22 protein-coding genes and 2 tRNA genes are annotated in these 25,332 nt (G+C 37.7%); 13 read left to right on the forward strand and 11 right to left on the reverse strand.

Annotation, left to right across the window (positions count from 1 at the left end; genetic code table 11):
• Nucleotides 1–31: 31 nt before the first annotated feature.
• The 6 genes from KTI79_RS06915 to KTI79_RS06940 all read left to right on the forward strand — a co-directional run bounded on the left by KTI79_RS06915 (nt 32) and on the right by KTI79_RS06940 (nt 6,746).
• Nucleotides 32–751: a FadR/GntR family transcriptional regulator gene (locus tag KTI79_RS06915; RefSeq protein ID WP_017387191.1), complete on the forward strand. Its 720-nt coding sequence runs from the start codon at nt 32–34 to the stop codon at nt 749–751.
• Nucleotides 752–816: 65 nt separating this feature from the next.
• Entirely contained in the window at nt 817–1,524 is a 708-nt protein-coding gene (locus tag KTI79_RS06920) for a cache domain-containing protein (RefSeq protein ID WP_032054838.1), read from the forward strand.
• Nucleotides 1,525–1,711: 187 nt separating this feature from the next.
• Entirely contained in the window at nt 1,712–3,043 is a 1,332-nt protein-coding gene (locus KTI79_RS06925; protein WP_032054839.1) for an APC family permease, read from the forward strand.
• 18 nt (nt 3,044–3,061) lie between these two features.
• The gene (locus KTI79_RS06930) at nt 3,062–4,507 is read left to right on the forward strand and encodes an NAD(P)/FAD-dependent oxidoreductase (protein WP_032054840.1); all 1,446 of its coding nucleotides are present in this window, start codon (nt 3,062–3,064) and stop codon (nt 4,505–4,507) included.
• Between the two features lie 145 nt (nt 4,508–4,652).
• A complete protein-coding gene (locus KTI79_RS06935; protein WP_079284306.1) occupies nt 4,653–6,011 on the forward strand; it encodes an amino acid permease in 1,359 nt (452 codons plus the stop codon).
• 375 nt (nt 6,012–6,386) lie between these two features.
• Nucleotides 6,387–6,746, forward strand: a complete 360-nt coding sequence (locus KTI79_RS06940; protein WP_002120526.1) for a hypothetical protein — start codon at nt 6,387–6,389, stop codon at nt 6,744–6,746.
• Nucleotides 6,747–6,904: 158 nt separating this feature from the next.
• On the opposite strand, the gene KTI79_RS06945 is transcribed toward KTI79_RS06940, so the two are convergent.
• The 5 genes from KTI79_RS06945 to KTI79_RS06965 all read right to left on the reverse strand — a co-directional run bounded on the left by KTI79_RS06945 (nt 6,905) and on the right by KTI79_RS06965 (nt 11,595).
• Nucleotides 6,905–7,585 carry a DUF799 domain-containing protein gene (locus KTI79_RS06945; RefSeq protein WP_032054842.1) on the reverse strand — a complete coding sequence of 227 codons (681 nt, stop codon included), beginning with the start codon at nt 7,583–7,585 and terminating at the stop codon, nt 6,905–6,907.
• Complete coding sequence (locus tag KTI79_RS06950) at nt 7,582–7,950, reverse strand: DUF4810 domain-containing protein (protein ID WP_032054843.1); 369 nt, start codon at nt 7,948–7,950, stop codon at nt 7,582–7,584. The genes KTI79_RS06945 and KTI79_RS06950 overlap by 4 nt, the downstream gene beginning before the upstream one ends.
• 17 nt (nt 7,951–7,967) lie before the next feature.
• Nucleotides 7,968–8,639, reverse strand: coding sequence for a CsgG/HfaB family protein (locus KTI79_RS06955; protein WP_032054845.1), 672 nt, complete (start codon nt 8,637–8,639; stop codon nt 7,968–7,970).
• A 61-nt stretch (nt 8,640–8,700) separates the two neighbouring features.
• Nucleotides 8,701–9,264, reverse strand: coding sequence for a TetR/AcrR family transcriptional regulator (locus KTI79_RS06960; RefSeq protein WP_032054846.1), 564 nt, complete (start codon nt 9,262–9,264; stop codon nt 8,701–8,703).
• A 723-nt stretch (nt 9,265–9,987) separates the two neighbouring features.
• A complete protein-coding gene (locus KTI79_RS06965) occupies nt 9,988–11,595 on the reverse strand; it encodes a hypothetical protein (RefSeq protein ID WP_032054847.1) in 1,608 nt (535 codons plus the stop codon).
• A gap of 412 nt (nt 11,596–12,007) precedes the next feature.
• On the opposite strand from KTI79_RS06965, the gene KTI79_RS06970 reads away from it, so the two are divergent.
• Together KTI79_RS06970 and KTI79_RS06975 are read left to right on the forward strand one after the other, a co-directional pair.
• Nucleotides 12,008–12,262 carry a hypothetical protein gene (locus tag KTI79_RS06970; RefSeq protein ID WP_050679117.1) on the forward strand — a complete coding sequence of 85 codons (255 nt, stop codon included), beginning with the start codon at nt 12,008–12,010 and terminating at the stop codon, nt 12,260–12,262.
• Nucleotides 12,247–12,708: a hypothetical protein gene (locus KTI79_RS06975; RefSeq protein ID WP_032054848.1), complete on the forward strand. Its 462-nt coding sequence runs from the start codon at nt 12,247–12,249 to the stop codon at nt 12,706–12,708. Before KTI79_RS06970 ends, KTI79_RS06975 begins: the two co-directional genes overlap by 16 nt.
• A gap of 99 nt (nt 12,709–12,807) precedes the next feature.
• Here the strand turns inward: KTI79_RS06975 and KTI79_RS06980 are convergent, their stop codons facing one another.
• From KTI79_RS06980 to KTI79_RS06995, 4 genes are all read right to left on the reverse strand, one after another.
• Complete coding sequence (locus KTI79_RS06980) at nt 12,808–13,686, reverse strand: MetQ/NlpA family ABC transporter substrate-binding protein (RefSeq protein WP_032054849.1); 879 nt, start codon at nt 13,684–13,686, stop codon at nt 12,808–12,810.
• 443 nt (nt 13,687–14,129) lie between these two features.
• Nucleotides 14,130–14,219: transfer RNA gene (locus tag KTI79_RS06985), tRNA-Ser, on the reverse strand.
• An 85-nt stretch (nt 14,220–14,304) separates the two neighbouring features.
• A complete protein-coding gene (locus KTI79_RS06990) occupies nt 14,305–16,335 on the reverse strand; it encodes an NADPH-dependent 2,4-dienoyl-CoA reductase (RefSeq protein ID WP_032054850.1) in 2,031 nt (676 codons plus the stop codon).
• A gap of 128 nt (nt 16,336–16,463) precedes the next feature.
• A complete protein-coding gene (locus KTI79_RS06995) occupies nt 16,464–16,799 on the reverse strand; it encodes a hypothetical protein (RefSeq protein WP_032054851.1) in 336 nt (111 codons plus the stop codon).
• Between the two features lie 230 nt (nt 16,800–17,029).
• On the opposite strand from KTI79_RS06995, the gene argG reads away from it, so the two are divergent.
• A complete protein-coding gene (gene argG, locus KTI79_RS07000; protein ID WP_014206117.1) occupies nt 17,030–18,388 on the forward strand; it encodes an argininosuccinate synthase in 1,359 nt (452 codons plus the stop codon).
• Between the two features lie 59 nt (nt 18,389–18,447).
• On the opposite strand, the gene KTI79_RS07005 is transcribed toward argG, so the two are convergent.
• Entirely contained in the window at nt 18,448–19,710 is a 1,263-nt protein-coding gene (locus tag KTI79_RS07005; protein ID WP_032054852.1) for a GGDEF domain-containing protein, read from the reverse strand.
• A gap of 149 nt (nt 19,711–19,859) precedes the next feature.
• Between KTI79_RS07005 and pyrC the strand changes: the two genes are divergently transcribed.
• From pyrC to KTI79_RS07025, 4 genes are all read left to right on the forward strand, one after another.
• A complete protein-coding gene (gene pyrC / locus KTI79_RS07010) occupies nt 19,860–20,894 on the forward strand; it encodes a dihydroorotase (protein WP_032054853.1) in 1,035 nt (344 codons plus the stop codon).
• Nucleotides 20,879–21,541 (forward strand): ribonuclease T, encoded by a 663-nt coding sequence (gene rnt, locus KTI79_RS07015; protein ID WP_032054854.1) that lies wholly within the window; start codon nt 20,879–20,881, stop codon nt 21,539–21,541. Before pyrC ends, rnt begins: the two co-directional genes overlap by 16 nt.
• An 18-nt stretch (nt 21,542–21,559) precedes the next feature.
• Nucleotides 21,560–21,635 (forward strand) — tRNA-Glu (locus KTI79_RS07020).
• Nucleotides 21,636–21,809: 174 nt separating this feature from the next.
• Nucleotides 21,810–23,924, forward strand: a complete 2,115-nt coding sequence (locus KTI79_RS07025; protein ID WP_032054855.1) for a TonB-dependent siderophore receptor — start codon at nt 21,810–21,812, stop codon at nt 23,922–23,924.
• A gap of 41 nt (nt 23,925–23,965) precedes the next feature.
• On the opposite strand, the gene KTI79_RS07030 is transcribed toward KTI79_RS07025, so the two are convergent.
• The gene (locus KTI79_RS07030) at nt 23,966–25,210 is read right to left on the reverse strand and encodes an NADH:flavin oxidoreductase/NADH oxidase family protein (RefSeq protein ID WP_032054856.1); all 1,245 of its coding nucleotides are present in this window, start codon (nt 25,208–25,210) and stop codon (nt 23,966–23,968) included.
• Between the last annotated feature and the right edge of the window lie 122 nt (nt 25,211–25,332).

The raw sequence follows: 25,332 nt of genomic DNA on the forward strand, positions 1-25,332 counted from the left end.
AGTCTCTGACTTAGCTTTTAGAGAATTCGCCATGTCAGCATATACGATAATTTTTGCACCTATCGCTCAGGCAACTCGATCGGAACAAGTTGTAGAACGCTTGGAAAATGCAATTATCTCTGGATTGCTCAAAAGCAATGAACAGCTTCCTAACGAGGCGGATCTAGCTCGCTTAATGGGAGTGTCACCCATTACGGTCCGTGAAGCTTTAAATACTTTACGCGTAAAAGGTCTGATTGATACACGACGCGGGCGAAACGGCGGAAGCTTTGTTTGTGAGTTACCTTCCGATTTACTCTTAAACAAGCACCCTCTGCGTCAGGCTTCCAATGAATATCTAGCTGATTTAGGCGAGTTTCATAGTGCAATTTTAAGCCATGGTGCATATTTGGCAGCACAAAGAACCACTGAATATGAACTGGGTAAAATCAAAGAGCTTATTGATCAATTTGAACAAGCCGTTGAACCAGACACACGTGCCCAACTTGATTTACGTTGCTTGTTAACACTCACCTCTTTTGCTCAATCAGCTCGCTTGGCAAATCAAGAGTTAACCATACAAGCCGAATGGGCACCGCTCATTGCTGTGCTTTACCAAGATGATCAGTTTCATCAATCGGTCGTCGCTCAATACCATCAACTTTTATCATCTTTTGTTCAAGGCAATGAAGATGATGCTGTTATTCAAGCACGAAAAATCATTTCGATGCTAACAGACCAAATGCTTCGATATAAGTTATCTATCGAATAAAAACAATAAAGTAGAGCGCTTATAAAGTATCAAGTGAGAAATACGGAATTTTAGGAGTTATAGGAATGACCCAACATTTAGATATAGAAGAGCTTCAAAATTTGTTAAAGACGGTGGTTGAGGAAACCACAGCCATTACAGAAAAGCTGGCGACCAAAGCGAGCAAAATTCTCTCAAAACATGAACCTGAAAAAACAAAAGACGTTAAGCTTTCAGGTTCAGAGCGTTCAGCTTTGCAAAAAGAAATTAAAAAAGCCTTACAGGAAAGCCATTACAGTCAAGGCATCGGCTTTGCAAGTTATAGTCCTGCAACGCAAGAAGAACAAGATTATTGGACACTCGAATGGTGGTATAAAAAAGAAGATCAGTTACAACAAGCTAAACTTGAAAACTATCAAAATGCTCAGCGATTTTTAGATTTTCGCTCTTTTGAATGGTTCCATAAACCTGCTCAAAATAAGAGTCCGTGCATTCATGGGCCTTATGTTGACTACATTTGCAATGGTGCATACACCATCACCCTTGCCCATCCGGTCATGATTCGTGATCAATTTATCGGTGTTATTGCTACCGATATTTTAGTTTCCGCACTCGAAAAAATTCTTATGCCGAAACTTAAAAACATAAAACAAAAAGCAATTGTGATTAACGACTCTTCTCGAGTAATTACTTCAAATGACATCACCATCAGAACAGGCACATTATTTAAAGGCCAAAGCCCTGAGCAGGTTTTGTCACGACCGTGTCAATCTTTTCAACTGGTCGTGATCTAGAGTGACGTCGAAAAATATAAGTATTTGATCTTGCTTTAGGGCATCACCAAGGCAAAACAGTCACCCACTTTTGTACAAACTTTCTTCAAATAGACGTGTTTATTCAGGTCTAGGGGAAGTTTTGGCTCAAAAATAGCATCGCTTTTCCGGATGAAAAGCAAAACAAAGAATTTGAGGTTGAAATGACATGGAAAATAAAACGTCTTCCTTAAAAAAACTGTCTCTTTGGCAAGTCACGATTATTGGTATTGCCTACATGACTCCCATGACGGTGTTTGATACTTTCGGTATTGTCTCGGGTATTACCAATGGACATGTACCACTGGCATATTTACTCGCACTTGGCGCCATGCTACTCACTGCTTGGAGCTATGCAAGATTTAGTAAAAATTCCGAAAAATCAGGCTCGGCATATAGTTATACTGCCGAAAGCTTAGGTCCCAAAAGTGGTTTTTTTGTCGGTTGGTGCTCCCTACTCGACTATTTATTACTGCCTCTCATTAATGTTTTGCTAGCCGCAATTTATCTCACAGCCCTTATTCCAAGTCTGCCTTACTGGTTCTGGGTAATTGTGTCAGCGAGCCTAGTCACTTTAGTGAATTGTTTCCGCATTCGGTTACTCGCCAATTTGAGTCTATTGTTTGTGTTTGCACCCATCATACTCATGGTCATTTTTGTTTATTTAGTGATTAAGGGTATTGGCTCGACTCAAGGTTATGAGCATGTGCTTACTTTGGCTCCACTCTGGCATGAGCACCAATCTATACTCCCCCTCGTTGCGGGTGCCTCAGTTTTGTGCTTTTCATTTTTGGGCTTTGATGCGGTTACCACACTTTCTAATGAAACTAAGCAACCTACTAAAAATATTCCCCGCGCAGTCATGTTAACGACTCTCGCTGGCGGACTTATTTTTTTCACAGCCGCTTGGTTTATTCAGCTTTATTTTCCAAATAATCTACGCTTTCAACACCCTTCAGAAGCATTACCTGAAATTGTACTTTACGTCGGCGGTGCTTTTTTCCAATCCGTATTTTTATGCGGACAAATTATGAACACAGTCGCCTCTGGCCTTGCCTCACATGCCAGCGCTTCACGTTTACTGTATATAATGGGCACCGATAATATTTTCCCTAAAAAGTATTTTGGGACAATTCATATTTCATTAGGTACACCGTTTTTTTCGGTTTTATTTGTTGGTCTTATTTCAATGTCCGCGGTTTTTCTAGATTTAGCCCAAGTCGTAAGCCTAATCAGCTTTGGTGCCCTAGTCGCTTTTACAGCCGTAAATTTCTCTGTTTTTATGAAGTTTTATATTAAAGATAAACAGCGTTTAGGGTTTAAAAACAAATTTCTAAACCTATTTTTACCGCTCATCTCTGTAATCAGCATTATTTGCCTCTGGCTCAATCTTGACTCATCTTCACTGATTTTTGGATGTTTCTGGTTAGCTTTGGGCATTCTCCTATTTATCTATAAAACGATTAAAAAACAAAGTATTGCTATTAGTAATGCTTATTAATTTTTAAGGAAATTTGTCATGAAAATTATTTCTAAACCTCAACTTTTAAAAGACGTGGAATATAAACCGAGTAAATCTCTACAAGTAGGTAAAGAGTGGAGCTGGTTAAATCCAAAACATGCAGAATTTGATACATCCACGGTTAATGGCACCTCGGTAGATAACCCTGCAAACTATTATGAAAGCTCACTTTCTGATTGGCATACTTTTGACAGCTTAAAAGCTGATATTGAATGTGATGTGGTAGTTATTGGCGGTGGTTTATTGGGTTCATCTACGGCCTTACATTTAGCTGAACAAGGCGTAGAGACTGTTTTATTAGAAAAAAACCGTGTAGGTAGCGCAGCTTCTGGACGCAATGGCGGACAACTGACACCGGGTTTAGCACGTTGGGAAGCTCAAGAAATGGCCGATCGACTTAGCTACGAAGATGCCAAAAAGCTATGGCATTTTACCTCTACGGAAGCGATGCAACTCATTGATGATATCTCAGAAAAATACCAGCTTAACTTTGACCGAAAATACGGTCATATTACTGCTGCCGTTCATGAAGGACATTTAGTCGGTTTAACACAAGGCGCCGATGCACGAAAATATTTAGGTGAAGACCATACCCGCATTGTGGGTAAACATGAACTCATGGACTATATTAAGTCTGATTATTACACAGGTGGTTTAATTGATGAGTTGGGTGGACAAATTCATCCTTTAGCTTTAAACCGTGGTTTAATTTATGGCTTTTGCCAAAATGGCGGTAATGTTTATGAACAAACAGAAGTCATTTCAATAGAAGAAAAAGCAGATGGTATTTATGTTCAAACTGCAAATGCTGTCGTGAAAGCTAAAAAATCTGTGGTGTTAGCCGTGCACCATGCTTCTTTTAAACTTTTATCAGAGCAAAACAATACTACTATTCCGTTCTATACTTATGTTGCAACGACAGCCCCGCTCGAGTTTGATACAAAAGAGATTTTACCGTTTGGGCACCCTGTTTATGACACACAGTTCCAAATTGATTACTACCGTCCCGTGTTTAACAACCGCTTATTGTTTGGTGGTCAAGGTACAGGAACATGCTGGGGACCAGAAAAAACATTAAATTATCTAGAACATCGAATTCATACAGTGTTCCCGCAAATTAAAAATCTAGAAATGGATTTTGTCTGGAGTGGAACTACTGATTTAACCGTAAATGGTGCAGTCGATAGCCGTAAGTTTGGCAATAAATTCCCAATCTATGCTGTTCATGGCTGGAGTGGTCACGGCGTTGCTCAGACGGTACGCATTGGTAAAGCCATTGCAAATGACTTTGTTGGGCAATCTAAAGACTTCGAAATGTTATCTAAAATTGATCATCAAAATATTATTTTTGGTCGTACCCTTGCTCCCGTTGTTATTCCACTCGCTAAAAGCATGTATGGCATCGGTGCAATGATTAATCCGGGCAAAATGGTATCTTTCTAATTTATAAAATAACCGATTTCAAAAAGGGATCCGTATAGCTTTGTACGGATCCTTTTTATTTAGCTGAGTAAAATCCTTTTCAAACTAGGTTATCCCTAACCAATCTATTACAATAGCGCCAGCTTTTTTATTCAGCGCATATATTTTGAGCAATTCATCTTCCCAATTAAAACGCGGACTTAAAAATCGCCATATCCAGTTGATCGCTATGGGTGGTGCTGTCGGGACAGGTTTATTTTTAGGCTCTGCACAAGTCATCCAGTCTGCTGGTCCTTCTATTATTTTAGGTTATGCCATTGTCGGTTTGGTCGCATTTTTAATTATGCGCCAAATGGGTGAAATGATCGTAGAAGAACCTGTGGTTGGTTCCTTTAGTTACTTTGCACAAAAATATTGGGGGAAATTCCCTGGTTTTTTATCGGGCTGGAACTATTGGGTGGTTTATATTCTGGTCGCGATGACCGAACTGACAGCAGTTGCTAAATATGTGCATTACTGGTGGCCCCACATTCCTGCTTGGATATCAGCCTTATTTTTCTTTGTTTTGGTCACATGTTTGAACTTAGGCAACGTTAAATTTTATGGCGAATCTGAGTTTTGGTTAGCTATTATTAAAGTTGCGGCGGTCATTGCCATGATCGTGTTTGGCTTATATTTATTGCTTACCGCGGGTAGTGATTCTATCGCTAGCTTCTCAAACTTATGGCAGCATGGCGGATTTTTCCCGCATGGGTTCTCGGGCCTATTTTATATGCTCGCCTTTTTAATGTTTGCTTTTGGCGGTATTGAACTGATTGGGATGACTGCCGCTGAAGCCGAAAATCCAGAAAAAAGCATTCCACAAGCCATTAACCAAGTCATCTTTCGAATCTTGGTTTTCTATGTGGCTTCGCTTGCCATCATCATGTCGCTTATTCCGTGGAATCAGCTTGACCTCGGTGGTTTAGATAAAAGTCCATTTGTGATGATTTTTAGCCAGCTTGGGATTGGCTGGGCAGCGCATTTGCTTAACTTTATTATTTTGACGGCTGCACTGTCGGTTTATAACAGCGGTATGTATGCAAACAGTCGTATGTTATATGGCCTCGCTGTACAAGGTCACGCATCCAAAATTTTTACAAAAGTCAGCAAACAAGGTGTTCCTACACCGGCTGTTATCTTTTCTTCTATTCTGATTTTTGGTTGTGTATTACTGAACTACTTTATCCCAGAACAAGCTTTAAGCTATCTCATGTACATGGCCGTGGCTGCACTGGTTTTAAACTGGGCCATTATTAGCTTTACTCATTTAAAGTTTAAACGCGCCATGAAACTTGAAGACAAAGTTGCCAAATTCCCTGCTCTATTTTCACCTTTAAGTAACTATATTATTTTGATTTTTATTGGCATAATTTTATACATCATGTGGACTCAAGGATTTGAAAAATCGGTGATTTTAATTCCAATCTGGATTACTTTCATGTTTGGACTATATAAATTTCTGAGTTGGAAAAAAGCTCTCTAATATTCAAAAAGGCTTATTCAAACAGGATAAGCCTTTTATCATTGAATAGCTTGTTACCCTAAGTAACTTCAAAAAATCTACTCAAAAAACCATTCACATTTTATTCATCATTATTGAATTTTTCTCTACTAGACACATTGATATGTAAGCCTTAGTCATTCTAAACATTAGTATTTAATGAGATAATTATTAAAGTACAAGTGTTTACATGATCTATAAATATTTGTGTCAATGTTCAGCTAAAATCAAAGCAGACCAGTTATCGTTGCAATCACTCAACAGGCAAAAGATACTCCATCGTAAGACAGATTCTTTACCCACTACACTGATTTAGCGCCGTACTGTGTCACTCAATGATGAAAGACAGGAAATTTTATGGAAAAAGCTCTGCAATGTCCTAAGTGTGGTTCTACAGAAATTGAAGCACGTGACCATGACAAATTACTTAGAACAACTGGCGGTGTTTTACTGACAGCTGCTGGCACAACAGCAGGTACGGTAGGCGGTGCAGCAACTGGCGCGACTGTTGGAGCGGCTATTGGTACTGTTGCTGGTCCTTTAGGTGTAATTGTTGGTGGAACTGTAGGGACTTTTGTTGGTGCCATTAGTGCAGGAATTACTGGCGGTGTAGTTGGTAACATTTTTGGTAAAAAAGCTGGCGTAATAATCGACAAGAATATTTTTCAAGATTATCGTTGTCTAAAGTGTAAATACCGTTTTAAGCAAAAGAAGTAATTTAAATTAAAGAGGAGAACTAGTTGCTCTAGTTCTCCTGCCTAACCCAGAAATTTCATAAACCATTTAGAATAATAAATTTTTATCTAGCGTTTCATATAATGAATCTAGGTAATAGCCTATTTTTAATAAAGTAAAACTTTAGTTAAGACTTTAATTTACTTAGCTGCTACTCCATCTTGTTGATATTTTGGTGAACGTGGACCATATAACAACCCCATACCCGGATTATAAGTCGTCGGGGTAAAAAGTTGAGTATTTACCATACTCGCTAATGGATAAGCCCGATCAGTAAAGCTGCCAGCAATCTGTTCAACTAAAGCACCGACGACCATTCCGATTAAACCCGCATTACCATCATTACTTGCTTGAACAAGTTTTTTCTCACCTGTCCAAATCACATCTCCAGTTTTTAAATCAACAAGCTTTGCTTCAGCACTTACTGTCGCGACACTCTGAATCACTTGGTATTTAGAACCATATTCTTTAATTCGAATATATAAAGCTGCGTCTGCACCAAAAATCTCTTGTAATTTCTGGGGTGCAATAGACTGAGCATCACTGCCATTAGTAACCCCATTCTCTTTAAACATATTGTCTACGACAGAGATTGGGAAAACGTAATAACCCGCTTCTGCCACAGGTGCCACCACAGTAGGCCAATAACTATAAGTCGCTTTTACATCAGGCGAATCATTGACTGGAGGCAATACCAAAATCGATTTTGGCATATGAGCTTTATAAGCTGTAATATCTTTATTAGGTTGTGGAGTAACGGCACATCCAGTAAATGCAAGGCTAGAGATAACCAAACCAGCAATTAGAAATTTCTTCATCATGATTTTGCATTCCCACCATTCGCATTCATTTTTTGCAATAAGCGATCCATTAAAACTGTAGATTCTGGATATACTTGTCGTTCAAGCTGGAAATACTCGATTGCTTTTTGAGAATTATTTTCTTGTAAATACAATAATCCTAAATGTGCATATAAACCTGGCGGAACGGCTAAGCCCTTGCCTTTAGTTTTCTCAATTTCAGCTTCTAATTTTGTGATTTGCGTACTTGGTGTCGCTTTCTCTGGTGCGTTATACATCAAATAGGTTTGATGAGTATAAGTTCCCCAATTATATAAAGGTTGAGGACCAGCGGCACACCCAACCAATCCCATAGCAAGAAAACTGCTTAAAAGAATTTTTTTCATTTAACACATATCCAAAATTATTGAATTGACCAACGGTTATTTTGAATATCTGTTACAAGATTATTAACTGCTTCACGAACAGCTAAATCAAGTACTTTGCCATTTAAAGTCGAATCATAAGAAGCTGTAGAGCCAAAACCTAATACTTCACGAGCACCTAAGGCATATTCACCCGCACCTTGTACGGAATGCACGACTTCAGATGTTTTTACATCAACGACATTTAGATTAACTTTTGCATAAGCAACTTGCTGTTTACCGCGACCTAAAATACCAAATAATTGCTGATCACCTACTTCTTTGCGACCAAACTCAGATACGTCACCTGTGATGACATAACGAGCACCTTTAATAGATTGGCTCGTATTGCTATACCCAACTTCTTGTTTAATCTCAGATAAATTGTCTCGATTTAAAACTGTAAAATAACCAGTTTGCTGTAAATGTGTCTCAAGAATAGTTTTTGCCTGTCCGCCTAGACGGTCTACATTGTCAGAGAAAACACCTCTCATATAACTAGAGCGATTATCAAACTTACCAATAGAAACAGGAGCCTTTACTCCCGTATATTTAATTTGTGATGTAGCTACAGTTACTTGCGGGCTTTGTATCGTTCTTGAAGTTTCAGTAGTTGAACAAGCAATTAAACCGAAAGAACTCAAAGTAGTAATGATTAATATTTTTTTCATGTTTACTCTATAATGATTACAAAATATAAAGAATACATATTATATACAAAAAGACTATCAATTAATCTAATAATTTAACCATTGAGTAAAAATACTCCCAAAACTGCTCCGTTTCACCAGCTTTATTTGGATCTAAAAGTTGGATGATTGCACCGTCAATCATAAATAAAATCATGTTTGCATCGGGCTTTAAAGCCCTGGTTTCTAGAGTAAATATCAACTCAAAAAGCTCTTTAAGCAGCCATTTTCTATATTCAATCGCCATTCGATAGGCGCGAGGATAAAGCAGCTTGATTTCAAAAATGGCCTTAAATAGCAAAAAGTAAAAACTGTTTAAATCGACATGTAAAAGAAAAATTTCTTTAAGTTTATCGTTTGCGGTTGGGTAACGATGTGAGTAGATAATTGCCAGTACTTCTTCTTTTAGCCGACTTTTTTGAAAGATTAGGCACATTTCAACAAGGCGTTCTTTTGAGTGAAAGTAGTTATAAAACGTGGCCTTTTGAATTTTGGATTTTTTGATAATCAGGTCTACGCCTGCATTATGGAACCCATGCGTTGTAAAGAGTTGGATGGCGGTTTGAACAACCTGTAATTTTTTGGAAGATATTTCTAAAGTTGACATCGTTTTACCGTTATAAATTCTTGTTGTTTCTAAATGAGATAAAAAGCCTGTGCCCTTTCTGGGAGAAAAAAAGGCACAGCAAAGCCGTAAGACGGTGCTTGGCACATCTCAAATTTTGTAGTTGATAAGTTTTAAGTAAAAATGACTAAGGCCTGAAAACCTTATGGCGTTCAAGCTGCTTATAAATTTAAGTCGTGTCGATATAGACTTTGGCAAAGACTGCCAAGAAATAATGAATGTGCAAAGCCAACTCCTTTTTATTGGGAGTTCTGCCAAGTCATTAAAATTATGGTGGCAGAACGGAAGAAGGTTGACAGACTGGTCAAACGAGGCCAGCACACCCACAGGTGTCCCCCTCCCGTTCCGCCGCAGAGGGGGCACGAGGGTGCACACACTAAAAGTATAAAACCTTTAGTGTTCGTTTGAATCAGCCTGTCAAAGCCGGCTGGCAATGTGGCCAGCAGGCAAAGAATAGTACCCTGTTCTATTACAGTCAAGCACACAAAATGACATTTGTTTTAATTTAGATCATTAAAAAGTAAGGATAAATAATGAGAGAGTTATTGTTAAATCGGGGTTTATAAAGGGGGGAAACAGCCTAGTGGTGAGAGCTTCCAACTGGAAAAAAACCTACAATTCAATATTTAAAATAAAATGGATATTCAGACCAATTTTATTTTAAATATTGATAATGTTTAATAAAATAAACCATATAAGATTCAACTACTTATTGTTGTATATTAACAATATACGAAGAATATAAACAATAGTTAATATAATAAAAAATGCAATAATTAAACTAAAAATATTCATTAAATTCTTGTCTATTGGAACCATTATTTCTGAATATATCCATATTGGAACAATTATCTCTTTAGCTAAAGTAGGAATAGTTAAAATACCAAAAACAATAGTTAAAATCCTATTAAAATTATTATTATATATTTGATATTTATAGTTCTTATAATCATGATCTATGTTTATTTTCTCATCTATTTGTTTCTTAATTTTAGACAAACCAAACTCTTGCCAACCCTTTTCTAAGAAACTTCTTACTTCTCCTGAATAAGAAAGTTCATACAACTCATCTAAATTATTAACATCTGATCTTAACGAAAATGTATCTGATAAATCAGTAGAATATTGAATTTTTGCTTTTAGAGCCCTATGAATAATATAACCATATTCTAAATACTCACTGATAATTTCTTTATCATATATAGATTGTTTAACTCCATTATCATTTAAAATACTAGAAAATGCACACAAATATCCAGAAGATGAAATAAAATCAGAAGAATCTTCAAAATATCTCATATCTTCTGGTAGATCTTGAATTGTAGTGTACGGGTTATAAGCTCTTTGGAGTATGCCTATAAATTCTTTGTAAAACTTATTATTGTTTTGTGATGATTTTCGCTTTTTACTTTTAAAATCAATTAAATATACATATGGCCTGCCTGACCAATAATTTGATTGATGAATATTTTGTTTAATACCGAACAATAAGAACTGCCAGTCATTTTTGGGCGCTATATATATATAATTTATTATATTTAAATAAGTTAGGGTCAAAGAACTAAAGTTATCATGATTATTTTCCACTCTTGGGAGCTCAACCAATTTAATTTTTTTATTCTCATATTCATAATCAGTAGCTCTATTATTAACTTCATTAAGATGAACCTTTGCATCTCTTAAACATTGAAATCTACTAAAAATACTTTGTTTAATAGAATACATATAAGCAATACTACTTAATTTAGATACAGAAGGAGAAACTTTAATATCTAAAAATTTATTTAACCCCATATTTACAAGGTTTTCAATAAAATCTGCCACTTCTTCTTCACTTTTAGATTTTAACTTATATTTTACAAGTGTCACACCATCTTCAAAAATCTTAAAATATGGAAGAATTAAAAACTCTCCATAAGAATATTTAGCTAAAAATTTTTGGAAATATACTCTAATATTTTTTTTTACATCTTTTGTATTGAAAAGCTTTTGATCAGAAAAAATTAAATTACAAGCATCATTAAAAAATATTTTAACACTATCTGTCATCTCAAAAGTTGAACCTAGTAAAGGCTCTAAATGGACTACTCCAGAGCTTCTATTTTCATCTAAGGTAAGAATCAATTGAGCTACCTGAAGTTCATCATTAAACTTCCAATAAGCTATTTGATTGGACTCAATAATTAACTCAGCTAGATCATTAACAATCAGACGAATTGCTAATTCATCTAACTCAATTTTATCAAATGATAAATAACTTGAGTAAGTATAAGAAATTTCCCAATCATATACGATAAAATTTTGAAAGTTCATATTATAAGATCTATAAGTAGTAAGAGTTTCTTAATTATTTAAACTAATTTAATGCAAATTTTATCTTTGAAAGTTGTTCATTCAAAATAAAAACTATTAGCAACTCATGGAAATTGGAATTTTTCAAAAAATTACACCTTAATTAACTTATGTCTACCTAAAGTCTAGTTCATAAATTTTTTATAATTTAATATTTATGTACATATTAAATCAACTATATAGTTCTAAATAACTCAAAGCTAAGTTACCTAAGTGCAAAAAAGTCTCTGCTTTTGCAGAGGATTTTAGAATTTGCAGAAAGGTAGCCTTAGCAAAAAGCTTACTGATAAAATTTTTTTTGAATTGGGTATCCGTAGGTGTTTCATATATCATGCTATTCATTGATAAATTTAGAAAAACATGAGGTAATAAAATGAAAAATTTAGAGCGCAACTGTAAAATTATTAGTGAAATTCTCACATTTATTATGTTTGAAATTGTGTGGGTCAGTATCTTTGAAAGAGCTATCGATTTGGCAGGCTTTAGTAAATATGTACCAGATTTTATTCCAGCTTTGCTGGCATCTTTTATTTTCTTTAAAAAAATAAGAGCTTTATTTGCTCAGGCTGTTAAGATTTCTTATCTATATTATGCACTTGATAGACATATAAAATGTACCAAAATCTAATAATTAGCATTGTATCTGGAACCATTATTGCCATAGTTTCATCTTATCTGACTTCAATTTGGACTATGAAAAAGTTCTATACTGAAAAATGGTGGGATAGGAAAGAACAAGCTTATACAGAAATAATTAATGCACTTTATGACATGGTACGATTTTATGATGTTTATAAAGAAGATTATGGACAAGACTATTTTATTTCTGAAGAACGAGCTAAAGACCTAAATCAGAAGTATTCAAATAGTATGAGGAAACTTCATAGAGCAACTGACTTAGCATCTCTTTATGTATCTGACGATGCTGTGAATGAATTAGTAAAGTTACGTAATAGAGAGGCTTTAGATCAACGCTCAAATCCTTCATGGGAGGTTTATGAATCAGAATATAAATACCATAAGCAAACACTTAATGAACTTCTTGTAATTGCAAAGAAAGATTTAAAGAAATAAATACTTCTTTAACATATAAAGCACACGATATTAAAATAAAAAGCTAAGCCCCGATTACCAGAGCTTAGCTTTGAAAAATAATTTTAATTAAAAAATTACTTATTTAATATCTGTGAATTCAGAAACAGGCTTGTTCACTTCAACTTTTGTGCCACCAAATTTTTCGCTCACAAACTTTTGAACTTTAGGTAAGTGGTAAAGTTCACCAAGTTTTGTATAGATCGGATCGTTTTTGTTCGCTTCAGCAACACCTAACAAATTCACATAAAGCTTTGTAGACTGATCAATAGGCTCACGGAAGATCGCATCTTTCATTACATTTAAGCCGCCTTCAAGCGCCAATGTATTACCCAACACAATCGCATCTACATCGTTTTTAACACGAACTGCCGTAGTCATTTGAATTGGTTTTAATTGTAAGTTTTTAGGGTTTTCAACGACGTCATTGGTCGTCCCTTTTACAGGGTCAAAGTCTGGTTTGAGTTTAATCAGTTTAGCAGACTGTAATAATGTTAAAGCACGCGCTTCGTTAGCAGTATCGTTTGGAATTGCGATGGTCGCGCCTTGTGGGAACTCTTCAACAGATTTAACTTTATTTGCATAAATACCCATTGGCTCTAGGTAAGTTGTCGCAACAGCAGCAACTTTAGCTGTATTTGAAGAGTTATAAGCTGCCAAATAGTTAAATGACTGGAACGCATTTACGTCTTGTTCGCCACTGGCTACAGATGTATTCAATACAACATAGTCAGTCAGGTTAGTCACTTCGAGTTTAATGCCCGCTTGAGCAGTTTCAGGCAGCGTCGCCACGTATTTCCATACGTCAGTGTCTGAACCTGTAGAAACCAGTTTAATTGTTCGAACTGACTCAGTTTTGTCTTTAGCTGATGCTGTATTTTCAGTTTTTGCAGGTTCTTTATTACATGCAGTCAGTGTTAGAACAGATGCGCTGAACAGAACACTAAATAATTTTTTCATAGATACATCCTAAAATAGGAAACGCCTATCTTATAAAAGAGTTAGGCATTGCCAACCAATGGGTCAAAATACAATTTTGGGGCGGAAATAATTTCCAGATATCGGGTTTAGAAAACTGAATTCAGCATCATTCCTTCCTTGAACTTGCTCGCTGAACAATAGAATTATGTTTTGAAACAGTTTCTAAATATGGCCTCATCATATATCAATAAATGAATATTCTACAAATAACTTGTACGATTCTGAGATATAGACCTCTTATAGCTAAGATATTGAAAATATAAAATATATTATATAAAGATAGTAATTTTGATTAAAATATATACTCAATTGATTTATATGAAATTTTCGGCATTTATTAGCAATATTTAAGCTAAATAGAGTTGTAGTTTTTATTTTAAGCATAAAAAAAGCCCCTGCTTTTAACAGGGGCTTTTCGAATTTGGCGGAAGCGGTGAGATTCGAACTCACGGAGGACTCACACCCTCGTCGGTTTTCAAGACCGGTGCATTAAACCGCTCTGCCACGCTTCCATGTGCGTAAGAATACAAAGCTTATTCATTTTATTCAAGAAAAATATCATCGCTTTGTGTTCAAGTGCGTATTGTTTCATCAATTTTACAGTTGGGCAGCCAATTCTGCTCCTTCTTTGATCGCACGCTTGGCATCTAGCTCTGCTGCGAGCTTTGCACCACCAATAATATGGTAGTTCGCGATCGTCGACTCACCTTCTTTTGGCATCAAGTCTTTTACCGACTCTTGTCCTGCACACACCACAACCGTGTCTACACGTAAAAGTTGGTCTTGACCATTATGTTCAATCCAAAGTCCTTCTTCGGTAACTGCTTTATATTGCACACCACGCAGCATACGCACACCATGCTTTTTAAGCTGTGCACGATGGACCCAACCCGAAGTTTTGCCTAGACCAATACCAAGTGGTGTGGTTTTACGTTGCAATAAATAAATTTCACGGATTGCTGGTTCAACGACTGGCGGCTGCATTCCCCCTTCAGAAATGTAGTTTGGATCTGGGTCCACACCCCATTCACGTTGCCACTCGGCTAAAGGTTGAGGCTGTGGTTGATGTGGCGGTTTAAGTAAAAACTCAGACACATCAAAACCAATACCACCCGCACCAATCACTGCAACTTTTTGTCCAACTTCTGCTCCTTTTAGAACTTGAGCATAGGAAAGGACTTGCGGTGCATTACTTCCTTCAATTTTTAATGCACGAGGAATTACACCCGTTGCAACAATCACTTCATCAAAACCTTCACGTTCAAGCTGCTCACGGTTCACGCGAGTATTTAAACGTACGTCCACCCCTGTTTTTTCGAGTTGGACTTTAAAGTAGCGAATTGTTTCGTGGAATTCTTCTTTGCCCGGCACCACCTTGGCAAAGTTAAATTGACCACCTACTTCCGCCGTTGCTTCAAATAAAGTGACCGCGTGGCCACGGCTTGCCGCAACAGTTGCCGCGGACATTCCTGCTACACCGCCACCCACCACTGCTATGCGCTTAGGCTGTTTAGTTTTTAAATAGACCAGTTCTGTTTCATGCCCTGCACGTGGGTTAACCAAACAAGACACACGCTTATTTTTAAAAGCATGGTCTAAACACGCTTGGTTACAGGCAATACAGGTATTAATTTCATCAACGCGGTTAGTCGCAGTTTTATTTACCCAAAATGCATCGGCCAATAAAGGACGTGCCATTTGAACCATATCTGCTTTGCCAGTTGCCAAAATTTCTTCGGCAGTTTCAGGCATGTTAATCCGGTTTGACGCAATAATCGGAATAGAAATATGTTGTTTTACATGAGCCGTGTAATCAACAAAAGCTGCACGAGGTACAGACGTGACAATGGTCGGAACACGAGCTTCATGCCAGCCAATGCCGGTATTTAATAAAGTCACCCCTGCTTTTTCTAAAGCTTTGGCTACAGTCACCACCTCTTGCATAGTGTTACCGTCATGAACTAAATCGAGCAACGACAAGCGGAAACAGATAATAAATTTTTCACCAACTTTTGCACGAATCGCCTTTACGACTTCGACCGGAAAGCGCATACGGTTTTCAATATCACCGCCCCAACGGTCAGTACGCTGGTTCACATGGCTGCTTAAAAACTGGTTAATGAGATAACCTTCCGAGCCCATAATTTCAACGCCGTCATAGCCCGCTTTTTTGGCAATGTCAGCACAGTGTGCATAGTCATCAATCGTACTTAAAATATTTTTTTCAGAAAGCTGACGCGGTTTAAATGGTGAAATTGGCGATTTGATCGGACTAGAAGATACTGCAAAAGGTTGATAACCATAACGGCCAGCATGCAAAATTTGCATTAAAATTTTTGAACCATGCTTATGCACAGCATGTGTAACCAGACGGTGCTGTGGAATATCGATTAAACCATTCATGGTTCCACCCATGGGTAGTAGCCAACCTTGACGGTTTGGAGAAATCCCCCCAGTCACAATCAGGCCAACCCCACCTTTTGCACGCTCTTCAAAATAAGCTGCCAGTTTTGGGTAATTGTAAAAACGGTCTTCAAGCCCCGTATGCATGGATCCCATCACCACACGGTTTTTAATGGTGGTAAAGCCTAAATGTAATGGTTTTAATAAATTGGCGTAACTTGTCATGCTGCGTCCCAATAATTTTTTGCAACTTGTTGCATAGTACTTTAATACTTTTTTGATAATTTTGGATGACCATGCAAAGAAATTTATCGGAGCTTATGGTCAATCCAGTAAAACAGCTCCTATTGCTTTTATTTAATGACGCTAATGAAATCTAGCTCTTTCTCCCATTTATATAATAAAAACAGCATAATCACGCCAAGAATGGTTCCTATAGGAAACGCAAAAAGTAAAAATATCGTTAGAAAAAGAGAAATATATCTAGAATTTTTTGTGCCATCTAAAACTCTTTTAGCAGCGTATATATGGAGCCCAATAACTACCCCTTTTCCAATAATTCCACCAAATAAATATGTAGGAATAGGGTCATTTAATTCCATGTAATGGTAAATCATATAAATCACGTCGAGTACCGTGATCGCAGCCACAACATAGTGTGCACGTGATAAGCCAATATTTTTCTTCATATTCATCCTGTTTTCTTTTTAAGTTATTAAAAGTCTTTTCTTATTTGGACAACCATACTTCATTTAACTCTTCTTATTCTATAAATAGCCTTATATTTTTTATCAAATTAAAACTTCAAATCAGAACAAGTGAATTAATGCTTTTTTTGCGAAAAAAAGCACCATGAATAGTGCTACAATAGCCGCCATTCAGAATTCTCAAGACCGCCTATATGGGGTCTTTTTCATAAATGTTAGGATTAGCAATGACTGATAATGCAACTATCTTGCAGCATGTACCAGTAGGCAAAAAAGTTGGGATTGCCTTCTCCGGAGGCCTAGACACTTCAGCAGCTTTATTGTGGATGAAACAAAAAGGCGCTGAGCCTTATGCATATACTGCGAACTTAGGCCAGCCAGATGAAGATGACTACGATGCAATTCCAAAGAAAGCAGAACAATACGGCGCTGTAAAAGCTCGCTTAATTGACTGCCGCTTACAACTTGCGCTTGAAGGTATTGCTGCGATTCAGTGTGGTGCATTCCATATCAGCACAGGTGGCGTTCCATATTTCAATACGACTCCACTCGGTCGTGCAGTAACAGGCACTATGTTAGTTACTGCAATGAAAGAAGATGACGTAAACATCTGGGGTGATGGTTCAACTTATAAAGGTAACGATATTGAACGTTTCTATCGTTACGGTTTGTTGACCAACCCAAATCTTAAAATTTATAAGCCTTGGTTAGATCAAAACTTCATCGATGAACTCGGTGGCCGTGCTGAAATGTCACAGTTCCTCATCGACAACGGTTTTGACTACAAAATGTCAAAAGAAAAAGCGTACTCAACTGACTCAAACATGTTGGGCGCGACTCACGAAGCAAAAGATCTTGAATACTTAAATGCCGGTATCAAAATCGTTGACCCAATTATGGGCGTTGCTTTCTGGAAAGATGAAGTTGAAATTACGCCAGAAGAAGTAACTGTACGTTTTGAAGAAGGTGTACCTGTTGCATTAAACGGTCAAACTTTTGACAATCCGGTTGAGCTTATTCTTGAAGCAAACCGTATTGGTGGCCGTCATGGTTTAGGTATGTCTGACCAAATCGAAAACCGTATTATCGAAGCGAAATCTCGTGGTATTTATGAAGCACCGGGTATGGCTCTTCTTCATATTGCTTACGAGCGTTTGGTTACTGGTATTCATAACGAAGATACGATCGAACAATACCGCATTAACGGTTTACGTTTAGGTCGTTTACTTTACCAAGGCCGCTGGTTCGACTCTCAAGCGCTTATGTTACGTGAAACTGCGCAGCGTTGGGTTGCTAAAGCAATTACTGGTGAAGTGACTCTTGAACTTCGTCGTGGTAACGACTACACCATCATGAACACTGAGTCTCCAAACTTAACGTACGAAGCCGAACGTTTAACAATGGAAAAAGGCGATTCAATGTTTACGCCAATGGACCGTATTGGTCAGTTGACTATGCGTAACCTCGACATTACCGATACACGTGCAAAACTTGGTATCTATACAGATGCTGGTTTGCTTTCAATTGGTCAAGGTTCTGCTGTGCCACAACTCGATAGCAAGAAGAAATAATTTTCTTACTTAATAAAAAAGCCACCGACAAAGGTGGCTTTTTTATTTTAAGTCTCTGTTTAAGCAGGTTCCACTACTTCTAGAGGCTGATAATAAATCTGGTTACGTCCAAGCTGTTTAGCCCGATACAAAGCTTGATCCGCAGCATGAATTAACTTTTCCTGATTTACTTTAAAACCTTCTGTATAAACAGTAAAACCTAAACTAATGGTGACCTGCTTAGAAACTAAAGATGCAGCATGAGGAATCGCTTGTCGCTCAATCGCTTTATAAATATTTGCAGCGACCGCATAAGCACCTTGTGCAGGTGTTTTCGGCAACAGCACGACAAACTCTTCTCCGCCATAACGGGCCACAAAATCAACATGGCGTATCGAATTTTTAATTGCAGAGGCAATAGATGAGATGACCTTATCACCCATTTGATGCCCATAAAAATCGTTATAATTTTTAAAAAAATCGATATCAATAAATAAAACAGCCAGTGGACGCTTTTCTTGCTTTGCACGATAGTAAAAAAAGTCGAACATCTCATCAAAAGTACGTCGATTTGAGATATTGGTCAGTGCATCCTGCTGACTTAAATGAAGCAACTCAGATGCCTCAATTCTTAAAATCTGTTCATTAAGTTCAGCAAGCTGGTTATTTAAAAAAAGACTTCTTTCTCTAGAGGTGAGCATCGTGCTAATTGAAAAACCTAAAATACAGCTTCCAAATAGCGCTCTTCCCAAAGCAATATAATCACAATTTGCTTGCAATAAAATCAGTAGAGAAAAAACACAAATCGCTGCGATCAAACCCACATAAAGCATATGCAGAGGCTTTATTCCGCTTAAAATAAACCCCAGCATATATAAGAAGGAAAGTAGTAACATCGACTGGTTTTTAAGGGCGACATTTTCTACGCTAAGAAGCAGCATTGCATTGATAATAATGGTCAAAAATACAATGCCACAGGCAGCGATATAAAAATATTCACTGAGGCCTTTAAACTTTGCAAAAACCCAAAATAGTAGTAGCGCACAAGCAATATTCATTGCACTCAGTAAGCAATAGATGAAGTCCCAAGTAATACTAGGCACCCCGATTACCAAGTAGTCAGTTGGTAAAGCAAGTAAAATAAAAATAAGGTAGGTTAAAATGCCACTTGCTAAAAATTTTGAGATATTTTGTTTAGTTCGCTCAAGGTTTAGGCACCAAAATTTTTTTTCTAATTGATGTGGCAAAGGCGTATTGGCATAACGATGGGTATGTAGAGTTACCAAATATTCTATTTCTTCTTTTGCTTTGAGTAATTCATGTACATTTCCCCTATTCGCCACTACTTGATTCCTGCTTCTTACACATTAACAAAATATAACATTATTTTTTAATGCGTCTGGCGCTTTATTTTGCCATTTGTCCGTAATTCTCGTTACCATTTTCACACTTTATCGATTATCATTTGTTTTATTTCGAAGTTTGAACTGCCTTGGACTCTATTACCCTGCTCCAGCCAGATGATTGGCATGCACATTTACGTGATGGTTTAGCATTAAAACGTACTGTACCTGATTTGGCCAAACAATTTGCTCGTGCGATCTGTATGCCAAACCTTGTTCCGCCTGTAAAAACTGTGGAAGAAGCATTGGCTTACCGTGAACGTATTCTTGCACATGTTCCAGAAGGTCTTAATTTTGACCCGCGTATGGTGCTTTATTTTACTGATTTCACCTCACCAGACGAAGTTCGTAAAATTAAAGAATCTGGACATGTAAATGCTATTAAACTTTACCCAGCAGGCGCGACCACCAACTCTGATAACGGTGTAAGTGATATTCGTAAAGTTTATGCAGTCATTGAGCAATTGGAAGAGCACCAAGTTCCGTTATTACTTCATGGTGAAGTGACTCATAACCATATTGATATTTTTGACCGTGAAAAACGCTTCCTAGATGAAGTTTTATCACCGTTATTAAAACAGTTTCCAAAACTTAAAGTGGTACTTGAGCACATCACAACAAGCGATGCTGCACACTTTGTTTTAGAACAAGATCGCAATGTCGCTGCAACAATCACGCCTCAGCATTTATTATTTAACCGTAATGATATGTTGGTGGGTGGTATTAAACCGCATTTCTATTGTTTACCAATTTTAAAGCGTCAAACTCACCAGACCACTTTGCTTGAAGTTGCAACGAGCGGTAACCCTAAATTTTTCTTGGGTACAGATAGCGCACCTCACTCGCAAAATGCAAAAGAAAATGCGTGTGGCTGTGCAGGCTGTTATAGTGCACCTAATGCAATTGAACTTTATGCTCAAGCATTTGATCAAGTGGGTAAATTAGAGCGCCTAGAAGGCTTTGCTAGCCACTTTGGTGCAGACTTCTACGGTCTACCACGTAATACTTCTACGATTACTTTGGTAAAAGAAGATAACCTCGTTCCAGAATCTTTTGATTATTTAGATGATCAAAAAATCATCCCGCTGCATGCCGGGAAAACGCTGCAATGGAGAAAAGTGTGACACAAGAAACCTCTGTCCCGGTCATTGGCCAACGTTTTCGTGGCTTCTTACCTGTTGTTGTTGACGTTGAAACGGCAGGTTTTAATGCCCAGACAGATGCATTGCTAGAAATTGCGTGCATTCCAATTGTGTATGATGCTCAGGGACAATTTGTCCCTGGTCCAGCATTTCATGCGCATATTAACCCATTTGAAGGGGCTAATCTCGACCGCCGTTCTCTAGACTTTATTGGTATTGATCCATTCAATCCAATGCGTATGGCAATGGCTGAAGATGAGCGCACCGCATTACGCCGTATCTTTAAATCGGTGAATGAAGTCCGTAAACAGCAACATTGTACCCATGCAGTGCTAGTTGGTCATAATGCGCATTTTGATCTTGGCTTTTTACAAGCAGCAATTGCACGTACAAGCACAAAAAATCAAAATCCATTCCATAGCTTTTCAGTGATGGATACGGTTACTTTAAGTGCTGTTATGTTTGGACAAACTGTACTTGCGAAAGCGTGTATTCAAGCTGGAATTGAGTTCGATGGCAAAGAAGCACACTCTGCTTTGTACGATACTCAGAAGACTGCTGAACTGTTTTGCTATATTTTGAACAAACTGTCACCTTACCTCCTTGACAGTTTGGTGGCGGCTTCTTAAGATACCGCCATCCTCAACGTCCCTATCGTCTAGAGGCCTAGGACATCGCCCTTTCACGGCGGTAACCGGGGTTCGAATCCCCGTAGGGACGCCATATTCTCTTCTTATAAAATTCCTTTCTATTTTATTTTTATATTTCTAATTTTCTGTATTTCCTAATAAAATACACTTGTACACATATATCAACAATCCAGTATTTCCTTTACATAGATTTACAATATAATAATTCTTATTTTTATACTGATATTTATTATCAACAAGGTTTTAAATGGATCTTAAGCTTCGCCTTCTCTCCCTGAGCATCGCTCAACTCTGCTGTATTTCAAGTGCTTTCGCAGAAACCAATGGTTCCTCAACGACGCTTGCTACCATTAAGATTAAAGCCCAACAAGCTGCCGACCAAGCCTATAAAGTCGATAGCTCAACTAGCGCAACACGTAGCGAAGTCGCATTAAAAGATACGCCACAATCTGTCAGCGTGGTGACTCAAAAAGTAATTGAAGATATTGGTGCGACACGTTTAATCGAAGCGCTTGATTTGGCTGGCGGCGTTACTCGTGCTAATAACTTTGGTGGCCAAGGCTTAACAGGGTTTAACCTTCGTGGTTTCACCAGCGGTGAGTTTTACCGTAATGGATTCCCGATTAACCGTGGTTATCCAAATGCGCCAGATAGCAATACTATTGAACGTGTAGACGTTTTACGTGGTCCCTCTTCTAGCTTATATGGCCGTGGTGATCCAGGTGGTACGTTTAATCTAATTTCTAAAACACCGAAGTCTGAGCAACAAACCATTTTAGGTGCCCAGCTTAGCAGTGAAGGTTTATATCGTACTACTATAGACACTACAGGCACTATTCCAAATGCAGAAAACATTGGTTATCGCCTCAATGTGATTGCAGAAGGTGGTGATAGTTACCGCGATCATGTCGAGTCCAAACGATATGGAATTGCACCAGTCATCCAATGGCAAGCTTCTGATGCAACCAAAGTTACTTTTGAAGCAGATATATTACGAAATCGGCATCCACTTGATCGTGGCCAAACACGCTATGCAGGTCAGAAATCATTTAACAGTTCACCCGAAACCTATTTATGGGAAACAGGTAAATACAACAACCGACTCTATAATGATAATGACATGACTCAATTACGAGTCGAACACGACTTTGGAAATGACTGGAAGCTTAATGCTGGTGTGCAATATTTAAATGGCAAATTGTATGGCTATGCAGTAGAAGCAAATGGCATTCAAAATGACGGCGAAACTTTAGGCCGGAATTACAACTATCGCGAATTAAAATGGCAAGATACAGACGCCCAAATTAATCTAACAGGTAATTTCCAGCTTTTAGGATTAGCACATACCTTAGTGACTGGGCTTGAATATGAAAATTATGATTACAAGTCATACATTATTCGTTCAAGTGGTGATGTCGGTAGTTACCCTATTAATATTTATAATCCTGTTTTAGGCCAACCGCTGCCTGAGCTTAATCGGGTTACTACACATGATCGTGAAAACTTAAAAACAACTGCTCTTTTTGTACAAGACCAAATCGATTTAAATGAGCGTTTAAGTGCGCTACTGGGTTTACGTTTTGAGCACTACGAACATGATTACAAAAACCTATTACCAAATACGGCAAACTGGAATACCAGTCATGACGCATTTATTCCACGTTTAGGTTTAGTTTTTAAAGCCCGTGATGATCTTTCAATCTATAGCAATGCTGCAAAATCTTTTAAACCAAACACGGGGGCTAGCCGTAATGGAGAGGGATTTGACCCAGAAGAAGGCATGGCTTATGAGTTAGGCTTTAAATGGCAAGCACTCGACAATATGCTATCGGTTGACTCTGCTATTTTCTATGCAAAAAAAGAAAATGTCTTAACCCTCGATCCTGTAGATTCAGCCTATAAAGTTGCTGCTGGTGAAATCCGTAGCCAAGGTATTGAGCTAAATATTGCAGGGCAAATCACTCCAGCTTGGAAAATTATTGGTGGATATGCCTATACAGATGCAGAAGTCAGCAAAGATAATACTTTGAAAAAAGGAACCACTTTAGCCAATATTCCAAAGAATAGTTTTAATCTGTTAAATATCTATGAATTTCAAGATGGCCCTTTACAAGGCTTAGGTCTGGGCATTAATCAAAAATATATTGATAAGCGTGCAGGTCAAACAGCCAATAGTACTTACACCATGAAAGGTTATGCTGTTACAGATTTGGTTTCTTATTATCAGGCGACACCAAAACTTCGTATTAACTTAGATCTGAAAAATCTTTTTGACAAAGTTTATGATGAAAGCGCTTTCAATCTATATGCATATCCGGGTGAATCACGTACTGTTCAATTAGGTATGAGCTATACGTTCTAAAACAAATGCGCCATTTCAGTTATTGAAATGGCGCATCAGATTTATGCAGACTTACGTGAATTCACTTGTCCTTGAATCACCGCTTTAATATTGCCTTTGGCATAATTTAAAAACACCACTAGTGGTGAAAGTTTTGGGTTTGGTTTTTTACCCTTACCAATGGTTTTAAATTGAGCGGCATACCAAATAATTTCCATAATTGCCATTTTATCGACAAAAGGTAAACCTGTTTTAATCGGCTTTACGGCATAACGCACGTCTTGCCCTGCAATTAAACGTTCTGTTAAATCAGTTTCCACAGCAAATGGACGAGCAATACCAATAAAGTCACATGCTCCACTTTCAAGTGCAGCGTTCATGCCTTCTACAGTACGAAAACCGCCTGTCACCATGAGTTTACACTTAACATGCTGGCGAATTTTTTCAGCAAAATCTAAAAAGTATGCTTCACGTGCAATCGTACTTGCTTTACGTTTGTCAGCCTTAGCTCCAGCCATTGCTGGTGCCTCATAAGTTCCACCTGAAATTTCAATTAAATCGATACCAGCTTCATCCACTGCTTTAAACACTGAAATCACGTCTTCTTCGCTAATACCACCACGCTGGAAATCAGCCGAGTTAAGCTTCACTGAAATGATAAAATTATCTGAAGTTGCTTCACGTACCGCTTTATAAACTTCTAGTAAAAAACGAGTACGATTCTCAACTGAACCGCCCCACTGATCTGTACGCTTATTGGTTAATGGCGATAAAAACTGGCTAATTAAATAACCATGTGCGCCGTGTAATTGCACCCCTTCAAAACCTGCTTTTTCACAAATATGAGCTGATGTGGCAAAGCGTTTAATAATATCTAGAATTTCTTCATGAGTAAGTTCACGTGGCGTTCCAAACATGGTGGCTAAAGCTGGACTAAAAGGTACCGCTGAAGGCGCTACGGTTTCTTTATTTAAACCTTTTGGACACTGACGACCTGGGTGCGATAATTGAATCAACTGAACCATGCCATGTTTTTTACCTAATGCCGCCCACTCTTTTAAGCGCTCTAGGTCACGTTCAGTTTCAATAACCACAACACCTGGTTCATTTTTTGCGCTGGCATTTACCATGACATTACCCGTAATTGCACAGCCAAGCTCACCTTTTGCCCATGCACCATATAGACCCAAATGTAAGTCATTTGGTTGGCCTTCATAATTTGCAAGCGCTTCACTCATTGCACCTTTAATAATTCGGTTTTTAAAGGTGGTATTGCGAATTGTGATAGGTTGAGCAATCTGGTTCATGGTTAACCTCTGTTCTTTGAATTTTAGAGCAATTACTCTAATTTAAATGAGTTATTGGGCATGTTAAGTCATAATCGATAACTGACAATAGCACATGTCAATTTTAAAAAATATAAAAATAT

This window comes from Acinetobacter sp. WU_MDCI_Abxd143 (assembly GCF_025514195.1).
Classification (GTDB): Bacteria; Pseudomonadota; Gammaproteobacteria; order Pseudomonadales; family Moraxellaceae; genus Acinetobacter; species Acinetobacter pittii_H.